The sequence below is a fragment of the Mucilaginibacter sp. P5_A6 genome (genome assembly GCF_056400585.1).
The window spans coordinates 30,890-43,847 of the sequence record NZ_JBFUKZ010000007.1; the positions used below are offsets into that span (position 1 = coordinate 30,890).

The 12,958-nt window shown below is 40.0% G+C and carries 12 protein-coding genes; 4 read left to right on the forward strand and 8 right to left on the reverse strand.

Features of this window, described 5'->3' with window-relative positions; genetic code table 11:
- Position 1: 1 nt before the first annotated feature.
- Complete coding sequence (locus AC1DO4_RS09140) at positions 2-1,249, reverse strand: ABC transporter permease (protein ID WP_477415029.1); 1,248 nt, start codon at positions 1,247-1,249, stop codon at positions 2-4.
- A gap of 234 nt (positions 1,250-1,483) precedes the next feature.
- On the opposite strand from AC1DO4_RS09140, the gene queA reads away from it, so the two are divergent.
- Together queA and AC1DO4_RS09150 are read left to right on the forward strand one after the other, a co-directional pair.
- A complete protein-coding gene (gene queA, locus AC1DO4_RS09145) occupies positions 1,484-2,533 on the forward strand; it encodes a tRNA preQ1(34) S-adenosylmethionine ribosyltransferase-isomerase QueA (protein ID WP_477415031.1) in 1,050 nt (349 codons plus the stop codon).
- Positions 2,534-2,730: 197 nt separating this feature from the next.
- Complete coding sequence (locus AC1DO4_RS09150; RefSeq protein ID WP_477415033.1) at positions 2,731-3,450, forward strand: 2-C-methyl-D-erythritol 4-phosphate cytidylyltransferase; 720 nt, start codon at positions 2,731-2,733, stop codon at positions 3,448-3,450.
- A 36-nt stretch (positions 3,451-3,486) separates the two neighbouring features.
- Here the strand turns inward: AC1DO4_RS09150 and AC1DO4_RS09155 are convergent, their stop codons facing one another.
- The 3 genes from AC1DO4_RS09155 to AC1DO4_RS09165 all read right to left on the reverse strand — a co-directional run bounded on the left by AC1DO4_RS09155 (position 3,487) and on the right by AC1DO4_RS09165 (position 4,600).
- On the reverse strand, positions 3,487-3,636 hold the full coding sequence (locus tag AC1DO4_RS09155) for a lmo0937 family membrane protein (RefSeq protein ID WP_477415035.1): 150 nt from the start codon (positions 3,634-3,636) through the stop codon (positions 3,487-3,489).
- Between the two features lie 103 nt (positions 3,637-3,739).
- On the reverse strand, positions 3,740-3,961 hold the full coding sequence (locus tag AC1DO4_RS09160) for a DUF2795 domain-containing protein (protein WP_002996718.1): 222 nt from the start codon (positions 3,959-3,961) through the stop codon (positions 3,740-3,742).
- Between the two features lie 90 nt (positions 3,962-4,051).
- The gene (locus tag AC1DO4_RS09165) at positions 4,052-4,600 is read right to left on the reverse strand and encodes a cob(I)yrinic acid a,c-diamide adenosyltransferase (protein ID WP_477415037.1); all 549 of its coding nucleotides are present in this window, start codon (positions 4,598-4,600) and stop codon (positions 4,052-4,054) included.
- Between the two features lie 185 nt (positions 4,601-4,785).
- On the opposite strand from AC1DO4_RS09165, the gene AC1DO4_RS09170 reads away from it, so the two are divergent.
- Both AC1DO4_RS09170 and AC1DO4_RS09175 read left to right on the forward strand, forming a co-directional pair.
- A complete protein-coding gene (locus AC1DO4_RS09170) occupies positions 4,786-5,799 on the forward strand; it encodes a chitinase (protein ID WP_477415039.1) in 1,014 nt (337 codons plus the stop codon).
- Positions 5,800-5,960: 161 nt separating this feature from the next.
- Complete coding sequence (locus AC1DO4_RS09175; protein WP_477415041.1) at positions 5,961-6,314, forward strand: hypothetical protein; 354 nt, start codon at positions 5,961-5,963, stop codon at positions 6,312-6,314.
- Positions 6,315-6,469: 155 nt separating this feature from the next.
- On the opposite strand, the gene yidC is transcribed toward AC1DO4_RS09175, so the two are convergent.
- The 4 genes from yidC to AC1DO4_RS09195 form a co-directional block, all read right to left on the reverse strand.
- Positions 6,470-8,302, reverse strand: coding sequence for a membrane protein insertase YidC (gene yidC / locus AC1DO4_RS09180; RefSeq protein ID WP_477415043.1), 1,833 nt, complete (start codon positions 8,300-8,302; stop codon positions 6,470-6,472).
- A gap of 24 nt (positions 8,303-8,326) precedes the next feature.
- Entirely contained in the window at positions 8,327-9,937 is a 1,611-nt protein-coding gene (locus AC1DO4_RS09185; protein ID WP_477415045.1) for a CTP synthase, read from the reverse strand.
- 181 nt (positions 9,938-10,118) lie between these two features.
- Positions 10,119-11,651, reverse strand: coding sequence for an ATP-binding protein (locus tag AC1DO4_RS09190; protein ID WP_477415047.1), 1,533 nt, complete (start codon positions 11,649-11,651; stop codon positions 10,119-10,121).
- A gap of 2 nt (positions 11,652-11,653) precedes the next feature.
- A complete protein-coding gene (locus AC1DO4_RS09195; protein ID WP_477415049.1) occupies positions 11,654-12,793 on the reverse strand; it encodes an FIST signal transduction protein in 1,140 nt (379 codons plus the stop codon).
- Positions 12,794-12,958: the final 165 nt, after the last annotated feature.

Sequence of the window (12,958 nt, forward strand, 5' to 3'; positions counted from 1 at the left end):
CTTAGTTAGTACGGATAGCTTCAACCGGATCGAGCCTTGAGGCAAAATACGCGGGAATAATTCCCGATATTACGCCTATCCCAATGGAATAACTTAAACCAATGATAATATTTTCGGCCCCAAGTATTACTTGTACATCAAATGCAGCTTTAATACCAAACGTTAAAAAATAAACAAGTAAAAGGCCTACCAGCCCACCCATTATACAAAGGGCAACTGATTCTATTAAGAACTGTAATAATATGAAATAGTTTTTAGCACCTAATGATTTTTGGATCCCGATGATGTTCGTACGCTCTTTTACCGATACAAACATGATATTGGCAATACCAAATCCCCCAACCAGCATCGAAAATAAGCCTATAATAAAACCGCCTTTGTTTAATACATTAAAAACTTTATCCAGCTCCTGCGTTAACATGGTGGTGCGGTTAAGGGCAAAGTTATCTTCCACACCCGGTCTGAGGCTTCTGATAGAGCGCATTAACCCCCTTATCTCACTTTCAACATCATCTGTAGGGATTCCCTCCTTTCCCCGCACAATAATAGATGGGCGGTATTTTTCATTCTGCACATCAATCAGGTTGTGGGCAAAATTCAATGGCAGTAAAACTTCTTTATCGGTTGATATGCCCAGCATATCCTTACCCTGTTTTGAAAACACCCCTACCACGGTTACATAGCGGCCCATTACTTTTATCTGCTTACCAACGGCATCGCCGCCGGGGAAAAGGTTTTGGGCAATATCATAACCAATATCTGTAATAGGGGCTCCTGTTTTCGATTCAATCTCGGTAAAATACCGACCGGCTGCAAAATCAAAGTTCCAGGTTTTATCGTGATCCTGTGATGCGGCATCTATCTGCGCGCCCTCAACAGTATTACTTTTATATTTAATAGTACGGTTATCAATACCGATCTCGTAAGATAATGCTTCGGCAGTTTGACTGCGGCGCGATAGTTCATTAAAATCTTTAAGCTTAGCTACCGGTCTTTGCAGGTATTTCCACCACGGAAAATCGCTGCCGCCTACCCAGGGCCATTTTTCAACATAGATACTATTGTTGCCCAGCTTGTTTACACTGTTTTGCAAATTGTTACGCAAGGTATCCACCGCCGAAAACACCGCTATAATGGTAAATATACCTATAGTAACACCAAGCAATGAAAGCGTTGTACGAATCTTGTTCTGTCTTAATGCATCATATGCAAACAAAAAGCTTTCCCCTAAAAGTTTTAAAAACAACATATCTATATATGATTACACGGATTACAATGTGATTTCACCGGTTTTTTAATGATTTTATTGAATTGTAAATCAAATTACCAAAAACAATGTTATGGGTTAGACGATGATACACATATTAAGTTACATTATTATTTTGTTTTAGTAAAAAGCCCCAATCGGCGTAATCAACAAAATATCAATGTAATCAACAAAATATTACGTACATTTGCGCCCTGAAAATTCATATACATAAACATGAAATTATCTCAATTTAAATTCAATTTACCAGATTCATTAATAGCGCACAATCCATCAACAACCCGCGACGAAGCGCGCTTAATGGTTTTACACAAGGATTCTGGAAAAATTGAACATAAAATATTTAAAGACGTACTTGATTATTTTGACGATAAGGATGTTATGATCCTTAACAACACCAAAGTATTCCCTGCGCGTTTGTATGGAAATAAAGAAAAAACAGGCGCCACAATTGAGGTTTTTTTGCTGCGCGAATTAAACAAAGAATTGCGTTTATGGGATGTATTGGTTGATCCGGCCCGTAAAATACGAGTTGGTAACAAATTATATTTTGGTGATGACGACCTTTTAATTGCCGAGGTTGTTGATAATACCACCTCACGCGGCCGTACCATCCGCTTTTTATTTGACGGGACTGACGAAGAATTCCGCCGCAATGTGGAGATCCTGGGCGAAACACCATTGCCAAAATATATTAAGCGCAAGGCTACCGCCGAAGATAAAGAGCGCTATCAAACTATTTTTGCCAAGCATGAAGGCGCCGTTGCAGCCCCTACCGCTGGTTTACACTTTAGCCGCGAGCTAATGAAACGCCTTGAATTAAAAGGCGTTGAATTTGCCGAGGTTACCCTGCACGTTGGCTTAGGCACTTTCCGCCCGGTTGAGGTTGAAGATTTAACCAAGCACAAAATGGACTCGGAGCAATTTATCATCGAGCAAAAACAAGCTGATATTGTAAACCGTGGTATTGAACGTAAAACACGTATATGCGCTGTAGGTACTACTTCAATGCGCGCTATTGAATCGGCAGTATCGGCAGGCAAAACACTTAAAGCCGCTAATGACTGGACCAGCAAGTTCATTTTCCCTCCGTATGATTTCAGCATAGCCAACTCTATGATCACCAACTTCCACACGCCTGAGTCAACATTATTGATGATGGTATCGGCATTTGGCGGTTACGAGTATGTAATGAATGCTTATGAAGTTGCAGTTAAAGAAAAATACCGTTTTTACAGCTATGGCGATGCCATGCTAATCATCTAAATTTGAGATTTTAGATTTCAGATGTGAGATATGAGACTTAGGATTCATATCTCATTTTTTTTGTTTTAGATTTGTATTTAAAGACATGTCATCCTGAACTTGTTTCAGGAAACCACAGGACAGGTATCACCGCATGAAGTAAAATTAGCACGTGGGTTGCCGAAACAAGTTCGGCATGACATTGCAGGTTAAAATTTATGGAAAACCCTAATCTCAAATCTCATATCTCAAATCTCATATCTAAATACGTTATCATAGTTGCCGGCGGTTCCGGTACCCGGATGGGGGCTTCAGTTCCAAAACAGTTCCTGTTGGTTAATGGATTGCCTGTGCTAATGCATACTATGCGGGCTTTTCATAACTCAGATGTTAACACCGATATCATTCTTGTGCTTCATGCCGATTTTCATGCATACTGGAATGAGCTATGTACCGAACATACTTTCACCATCCCCCATCTTTTAGTGGCCGGTGGTGAAACCCGTTTTCACTCGGTAAAAAACGGATTGGATAAAATACAATGTGCTGATGACGCGCTCATCGCAGTACATGACGCCGTACGCCCGCTCACCACCGCCGCAATTATTAAAACATCATACAACCATGCCCGTGAGTATGGCAATGCGGTAACAGCCGTTAAAAGCCGCGATTCGGTGAGGCAGGTAATTGGCGGCAGGTCGGTAAGTTTATTAAGGGATCATATCTACCTGGTGCAAACCCCGCAAACATTCAGGGCCGCATTGTTAAGAAAAGCATATGAACAAGCGTTTAACCCCAAATTTACAGATGATGCAAGCGTAGTGGAGGAATTAGGCGTCGAAATCCAACTCACAGCCGGTGATCACGAAAACATAAAAATCACCTTCCCGGGGGATATTGCCATTGCCGAGTTGCTTTTAACCAAAAAAGGCCACTGATTTAAAATCAATGACCTTGTATTTTCTCACCGGGTGTTATGCTCTCCGGATAACGCCCAATAGTACAGCTATAATAGCAATCACTAAAAGTATGTGAATTAAACCACCACCAAATGGGTGAATAAAATATCCGAACAGCCATCCTACTACCAGGATAACTGCGATGATGTACAACAAGCCTCTCATTTTGTTAGGTTTTAATTGATAAATGTATTCTGTTTATCACTAAAATCATTCCAAAAAACAGGGGCGAATAAAATAGCCCTTGAAAAAGGGCTATTTATGCAGATTAATACTCGTCTTCGTTAAAAAAGAAATCATCTTTAGTCGGGTAATCCGGCCATATTTCTTCTATATTTTCATACGGTTCACCATCGTCTTCCAGTGCCTGCAGGTTTTCAATCACCTCCACAGGAGCTCCTGAACGAATAGCATAGTCAATTAATTCATCTTTTGTTGCGGGCCATGGCGCATCTTCAAGGTGAGATGCTAATTCAAGTGTCCAATACATGTTTCTATATATTTTATATTTATCAGTAAATTTACTTTTTCGCAAAAGTATAATAATTTCAATTGGAATATCAATTTTTTTTTCACATAATTAAATGCGCGGTATCCATTGATTTTCAGGTAAATTATGCTCATTTGCAATCTTACGGGCCAAAGTGAATAGGTAATCGCTCAACCTGTTCAGATAAATATTCACTTTTTCGTCAACTGTACTTTCATTAGCTAATTGCACAGTTACACGCTCCGCCCGGCGGCAAATACATCTTGCAATATGGCAAAACGAAATGGCATTATTACCACCCGGTAAAATAAAATGACGCAACTCGGGCAATTGTTCATTCATGGCGTCCATTTCCTGTTCCAACAACTCTACGTCTTCCATATGCAGATCTGGTATTACCATTTTTGATCGCTCCGGATCTGCCGCCAGCGACGAGCCTATTGTAAACAACCTGTCCTGTATCTGCTTCAATATTTCCCTATCATGTATGGTAATATCCTGACCGCTGATGAGGCCTATATAGGAGTTTAGCTCATCAACAGTACCGTAGCTCTCTATCCGTAAATGGTATTTGGCTACACGGGTACCGCCTATCAATGATGTAAACCCCTTATCCCCCGTTTTAGTATATATCTTCATATATTTAATTAAAGTGAATATATAATTTTTACAATAAATACGGTAATTTAAAATTCATGCGCCGAATCTAAATATTACCGGTTTCGCTTTTTAGTATAATTTTTGCTGATGAAACGCAGTTTATTAAATGATAGCTTTAAACTTGCATTTGCAATACAATCAAATACTGTATATCTATAAAAATTATGAAATCGATTATATTATCCTCTAAATTAGTTTTGATAGCAGCTTCTACCCTCGTAATTTCGGCATTTAGCTGTGGTGGCAGCGCCGGTACAAAAAAGCCTGCTGATACAGCAGCAGCGGCTCTGCCAAAAGCATCCATCAGCAATATCCTCACGGAGAAACAGTTTAATGAGCTTTTCCCTCAACGCGACAAATTTTACACCTATGCGGCGTTTATAAAAGCTGCCGACGAACTGGGGCAGGTTAAAGTTAAAATTACCCGGCGGGCAGTATCGGTTTACCAGTTTATTCGTACAGATAAAAAAACGGGCAAAACAACCGTTGTACGCCAGGATGGCGATTGGAATGAGGAATGGGCAAAAAAGAAACCCGACAGCTCCTTTACCGTGGATTATGGAGAGTTTTGCACCGCCTTTGGTGCCGACGTAAATAAAAAAGAGCTGGCTGCCTTCTTCGCGCAGATAGCCCATGAAACCCGCCATGGCATGAACGGCAGTTACGACGATGGCCTGATGCTGATACATGAAAGCAATACATCCAACACCTATATTTCTGATAGTGATGAATACCCTCCTGTAGCCGGTAAAAAATATTATGGCCGCGGCCCGATGCAATTAAGTTATAATGGCAACTATGGCTATGCATCAAACTGTATTTTTGGCGATCCAAAAATATTATTAAACAATCCCGAATTGGTAGAAACAGACCCTGTTGTAGCCTTTAAAGCCGCTATTTATTTTTGGATGACACCAGAAACGCATAAACCATCTGCGCATGATGTAATGACTGGTAAATGGCAGCCCACCGCCAACGACAAAGCACATGGCCGTACTACCCCAGGCTTTGGCATGACCATTAATATTGTTAATGGTGACGTAGAATGCGGTAAAGGCGATAACGTATATGGTATGAACGACAGGATTGGTTTTTATCAGTTTTTTTTGAAAAAGATGGGCATCAGTGACCCTAACTGCGCCTGCTCTTGCGGTAAAATGGAGCCATATAAGTATTAATATTCTTATATTTAGCTTTCCGGTTATTTTATTACAAATGTGCTGTAACAGGTGTTTCAGTTTTTAATTTTCGATAAGAGTTGTAGGTTTAATAAATGATGGTAGTGAACTTACTGACTTTTACAGTATCTATTGTAATGTCGATTAACACCAATGTTAAGATGGACACTATTGATTATTGGCATGTACTATATAATAACAAAACGATTGCAGAATTTAATGAAGTTGAGAAAACTTTTCCGATTGTTATAAAAAGGGCATCCATAAAGTCCCGTGACACACTTAAAGTAATGTACGGTAAAGACACGCCAAAAGATGATTGCAAAACTGGATTATATATTTTAATTAACTATAAAAAAATAATTCTGGCTAATGGAAAGGGGAACTTCACTCCTTTGAAAACTGTGGTCAAAAACATTTTATCTATAAGCCAGACCTATAATTCTAAAATGATCGACGTATATTATTTTGACGACAGGGTTAATAAACTAATCTTCCAATTAAAAATTGAATAACATTCGATCAATATTTCGCACCTCTGAAATTCTACAATTTGTGATTGGTTGACTTAAATGTAAAAAATTCCGAAAGGACCAGCCTTTCGGAATTTTTCTATCTTAAAGTCTTTTGTCTTAAAGTCCTTTATCCAAAGGTTCCTTACTCCAAAAATCTATTTCTTTGCCTGTTGTTGATTTCTCATCATTTCCTCCATACGGGCCTGGAAACCTGATTTTTTCTTCTTGGTATCCTCTGGTTTCTTTTTGTTTTCCTGGATCTGGGCATGGATCTTTTTATCATCAACCATAAATTTAATCAGGTATTGTTGTAAAAAGGTAAGCATGTTGGCCAAAAAGTAGTAATAATTTAAACCTGATGGATAGCTGTTAAGGGTGAAAAGGAATATAAGGGGAGTAATGTACCCAATATATTTCATCTGCCCGGTTGCGCCCGAGATCTGGTTGTTAAAGTAGGTATAAATCAAAGTTGATATCGTCATCAGCAAACACATTAAGCTGATGTGATCAACTCCACCTATAAGTGCTATAGGAGCAAACTTAATTACCGAATCATAGGTGGATAGGTCATGCATCCATAAAAAGTTTTCGCCGCGCAGCTCAAATAAGCTTGGGAAAAACTTAAAGAATGCGATTACTATAGGCATTTGTATCAGCAATGGCAAACAGCCGCCTAATGGGTTTACTCCTGCCTTTTTATAAAGCTTGAGGTATTCCTGCTGTAAAAGTGTTGGGTTATCCTCGCCAACTTTTGTCTTTATCTCGTCCATCTCGGGCTTCAGCACACGCATCTTGGCCATCGAAAGGTATGATTTGTAGGTAAGCGGCGATAGTGCCAGTTTAAGTGCAATGGTTAAGGCTAAAATGATAAGGCCGTAGTTCCAGTTAAACTGGTTAAGAAAGTTAAATACGGGTAATACCGCAAACTGGTTAATGTATTTTAACGGCCCCCAGCCCAGGTTAACCAATTTTTGCAAATCAGAACCTTGCTTCTGCAGGGTGTTAAAACGGTTTGGACCAAAATAAAATTCAAGCGGCACACTACCATCTGCCGTACGCGCCAAAGTAAGATCGGCCTTCATCTGCCTGACGTCGGCAGTATCGGCCACCTCGGTTACAGCTGCAAGGTTTGATTTGCTTATACCATTTTTAGCGATTAGTACGTTAGAGAAAAAGTGCTGTTTAAAAGCAACCCAGGTCATCTTTTTATCACTTATCTCCTTTTGGTCGTCTTTGGTTTCGCTTAAATAATCTACAACGCCATCGGTATTTAAATAATAAACAGTAGTATACTGGCGCTCCTGCTTCATATCCTTTTCCTGTTTGTGCAGGCTGGCTGCCCAGTTAAGGTTAACACTGCTGCTATTGGCAATAACGCCATCAAGCCCGGTAGGTTTAATGGTTAAGCCCAATTTAAAGCCGGTGCCTTTTAAGCTGTATATATAATCAATATACTGGGTTGGGCTATAGCTTAAACGCAGGGTAATTGAGGCCGAATCCTTTTCGGCAACTTTTAAATCTGATGCGTTTGGAGTAAAATAATATTCGTCGGTGTTTATTTTTTTATCGCCAACATTAAAGTTCAACCCAAAATGCGCTTTATCGCCGCTGAATAATACAAGGGGCTTTTTATCAAAGGTTTTATAATTCTTTAATTCAACCGAAGCTACTTTACCACCTTTTGTGTTCAGCTTAACCAATAATTCCTGGTTTTCAATAGTAATCAGTTTCTCGCTACCTACTGATGCCGCGCCAAACGGACTTTTTAAAGTTGCAGAATCGGCCACGGTTTTAGCGGCCACTTTACTGGTATCAAATTTTGCAGCCGCAGGGGTATTTGCTTTGGCCAAACCGGCTTTTTTCAAAGAATCCTGTTGTTGTAAAAGGTGTTCTTTTTTTAATTCGGCATCAGATGGCTTTAAAAAGTAAATAGAGCCAGCTATTATAGCCATGATCAGGAATAATCCTGTAAAGGTATTTTTATCCATTATCTATCGTATCGTACAATTAACTTATTTCTTACGGGCATAAGCCAGTGAAGCGGCGACAAAGTTAATAAAAAGTGGGTGCGGATTTGCAACTGTTGATTTTAATTCTGGGTGAAATTGCGAACCTACAAAAAACGGGTGGTTTTTAAGCTCCACAACCTCTACCAAATTATTCTCGGGATTAATACCAGAAGGGGTTAAACCGGCGGCTTCGTACTGCTTTAAGTAATCATTATTAAACTCGTAACGGTGGCGGTGCCTTTCGGATATGCTGGTTTTGCCATATATAGCCGCAGCCTTACTGTTCTTTTTCAATTCGCAGGCGTAAGCACCAAGGCGCATGGTACCGCCTTTGTTGGTGATGGTTTTCTGCTCTTCCATCATGCCAATAACCGGATGAGGGGTATCGGGGCTCATTTCGGTACTGTTGGCATTTTCCAGGCCCAAAACATTACGGCCAAACTCCACAACCGCGCATTGCATGCCCAAACAAATACCAAAGAAAGGTATGTTGTTTTCGCGAACATAACGGATAGCTTCAATTTTACCTTCAAAACCGCGCTCGCCAAAACCTGGTGCAACCAGTACGCCGTGCATGCCTTTAAGCTTTTCTATAGCGTTCTCAGGCGTTAAGCTTTCTGACGGAATATACTCTACCCTTACCTTACACTCTTTGGTAGCACCCGCGTGTATAAATGCCTCGGTAATGGATTTATAAGCATCCGGCAATTCAACATATTTACCTACCAGCGCTATGCGTACATCGGCCGTAGGGTTTTTTAAACGGCCCAGGAAATCTTTCCAGCTATCCAGGTTAGGCTCGTTCTTGTGCGATAATTTTAATTTAGTTAATACTGTTTTATCTAACTGCTCTTTTAGCATCAATAACGGCACATCGTAAATGGTTGATGCGTCTATCGATTCGATAACAGCATTGATATTCACATTACAAAAAAGCGCGATTTTTTTGCGAATATCGGGTGTTAAATGATGTTCGGTACGGCAAACCAGGATATCCGGCTGAATACCATATTCAAGCAGCATTTTTACCGAGTGCTGAGTTGGTTTGGTTTTTAATTCGCCTGCAGCCGCCAGAAATGGAACCAACGTAAGATGAATTACCAATGAGTTACCAGACCCTGTTTCCCACCTGAACTGGCGTACAGCTTCGATGTAGGGTAACGATTCAATGTCACCTACGGTACCACCTAATTCGGTAATCACAATATCATATTCGCCACTCTCGCCCAATATGCGGAAGTTGCGTTTAATCTCGTCTGTAATGTGGGGTACTACCTGTACGGTTTTACCTAAAAAAGCACCTTCACGCTCTTTATTGATCACATTTTGATAAATACGACCGGTAGTGATGTTATTGGCTTTTGATGTTGGGGTATTTAAAAAGCGTTCGTAGTGACCAAGGTCCAGATCTGTTTCGGCACCATCCTCGGTTACGTAGCATTCACCATGCTCATAAGGGTTCAATGTTCCCGGATCGATATTGATATAGGGATCAAACTTTTGGATAGTAACACGGTAACCGCGCGATTGTAGTAGTTTGGCTAATGAAGCGGAGATAATACCTTTTCCCAACGACGAGGTAACGCCACCCGTAACAAAAATATATTTAGTCATGATTTTTTTGAAAAATGGCTGCGGTTTTAGGCCGGAACCAAATGTTTGTGTACGGGATACAAAAGTAAGAAAATTTTCAGGCTTTGCTTTACTTGTTGAGAAAAAACGGCGTATCAAAATCACTTTGTCCGACTTTCTGCTTTTAACTTGTTTTAAATGAACAAATTAAAAGGATGAAAGCCTACACGCTTTCCTTTTGCCGGCTGTACTTTGCAATTTTACGGTGAAGCTCGTTTGGATTAAACGGCTTACTCACATAATCGTTCATCCCAACGGTAAATGCCATATCCTGGATATCTAGCATGGCCGATGCGGTGAGGGCTATAATAGGCAAATTCTTATACTTTTCGCCGGGAAGTTCCCGTATGGCTGTTGTGGTTTGATAGYCATCCATCTCGGGCATTTGAAGATCCATCAAAATCATATCGTAATCGTGCGTTTGCACCAGCATTAAAGCAATTTGCCCATTTTCGGCAACATCACATTCAATATCCCATTGTTTCATGAAATGCTTGGCCAGTATAACATTTATCTGGTTGTCTTCGGCAATAAGTAATTTAGTACCTTTAAGGCTCTTTAAATTGTAAAACTCGTCGCTTTCTGATGTGCTGCTCAATTGTTTTTTACTATTTTTAAACGTTAGGCTAAACTTAAAAACAGATCCTTTATTGTATTCGCTTATAACCGTAATTTGGCTGCCCAACAATTGTAAAAGGCGTTTTGTAATAGTAAGGCCCAGGCCTGTACCACCATATTTGCGGGTAGTGTCGGTACTGGCCTGGTTAAAGCTTTCAAAAATATGCTCAATTTTATCGGGCATAATACCTATCCCGGTATCGGCAATTTCAAAATCAATGGTTGACTTATCTTCGTCACACCACGCTAACGATGCGGTAATCGTTACCTTTCCCTTATTTGTAAACTTTACAGCATTGCTTATCAGGTTGGTTAATATCTGCCCTAAACGTACCGGATCGCCAATGATCGCATTAGGCAAATCCTGATCCATCATTAGTTTTATCTGGATATTTTTTTCGTTGGCTTTTTGAAGCAGTGCCAGCCTGATATTTTTTGTAAGATCAGTAATACTAAAATCAACCTCTTCAAACTCAACTTTACCGGCCTCTATTTTACTAAAATCAAGTATATCATTAATAAGTACCAGCAGGTTTTCTGCCGAAAATTTCAGGAACCCTAAAAATTCCATTTGCTCGGGTTTAGGATCCTGGTGAATAAGCAAATGAGTAAAACCAATCACCGCGTTCATCGGCGTACGTATCTCATGACTCATGATGGATAGAAACTGCGCCTTGGCCATAGCAGCCTTTTCGGCTAATTCCTTTGAATTGATCAGGGCTACCTCCAATTCTTTGGCTTTAGCTATCCGGTCCTGCAAAAAGCTTATAATATGGATAATATCATCGTCAGAATCAGAAAGTTTTAGTTCAACATCAGGACTGAGGGTTTTAATCGCCTCTTTTAATTGCGAAATGGATCGCTGCCTGATCTCGTTTTCCGCCTTAAGATTATCTGTTACCGAAAGATATTCGCGCTCGCTGATATTGAAAGCATGATCGGCCAGTTTTATTGATTTATCAAAATTTTTAAAACTGGTGCTTACAGCATTCAAAAAAAGTAAAACAGCATCATCTTCCAGGTATTGTACCGGAAACAGTTTTTTAATCTGTTTATCTAACAAGGGATGATAATCCATAACTATTGCTCGGTAAAAGTGGTAATGGTCATGGTTTGGTTATGTAGTTCGCAGTTGGAGCCTTTATTTAAAGGAGATAGCTCGCCGTAAGAGTAAAAACCAGCGATAATAGTATTATCACCAAACATTTCTTTAGCTGCTATAAGTTCATCTTCGGTGCGTTCATTGAGTACCAGCTTACGCCCCACACAGCTTACCATTATGGCAAGCTCGGTTGCTGGCGTACTATCACTTGCATCAGTTGCTGCTGCCGAGGAGGCATTGATTAGTTTTGCAAAATTAGCCTTCATGAGGCGCACCTTGCCGCCTTCGGGCAGGTTACCGGCAAAGGTCATTGATTTTTCATCCTCATTTACACTCAATATGGTGCGCACAAGCATTTTATTATCTAAACTATCGGTGCTCAATGATAGCGGGAATAACAAAGCCGAGCCGGGTAGTTCTTTAACATACTCGCCTAAATATTCCTTGTATAAATCAAGAGCGCTTTTATTATCGATCTCAAATAACACATTTTTATCAGATTTAGTGATCGTTCTCTGCGGACCAAATTCTTCCCAGCCGCCATTCGAGCCGTGATTAACAACCAGGCTATCGCCGTAAAAACCAACAGCAATAATATTGCCTTGCGAAGGCACCGCGTTAAGCCCGGTAAATGTGCTGGTAAACCGGGCCGCATCGCCGGCAAGTCCGCCGGTAACAGGCACCTTACCCGGATTGGTATCATTAAAACCGGCAACCAGTTCGCTGCCATTTATATGTGTACCATCAGATATAACAAAAACACTATTCAGGTTTTTTTTATCAAGCTGTAGCATAAGATACTTACCTGTTTCGTAGCTGTTGGTATGGTTGCTTACATGCGTAGCCGTAGCGACAATAGTCGATTTTTCAAATTCAATAGCGGTGGCAACTATACTATCGTCATAAACTTCACTATCAATGATCTCGCCAGAGGTTGATGCGAAAACAATGCTGGCCGTTGGATAACTTATTTTGAGATAATTGAAAACTTCTGGTGCTATAATTAATTGGGGAGCGCCAAAAACAAATACCAACTGGCAACTTTCGGCATTAAACTCAGGATCAGCAAAATAGCTGCTCCAACTATTATTTATAAAATGAAGCTGATTGATGTGCATAGGTTTAAATTGTTATATCAAAGAAACTGAGTGAATGTAATAATTAAAAAGAAAATAATTATCTTAAAATTAACATTAATACATCTATGGTTTCTGTAAAATTCGTCACTGTACCTTACTTATATTATGTCCCATAGTTTAATAGCTATTTTATACATACACCTG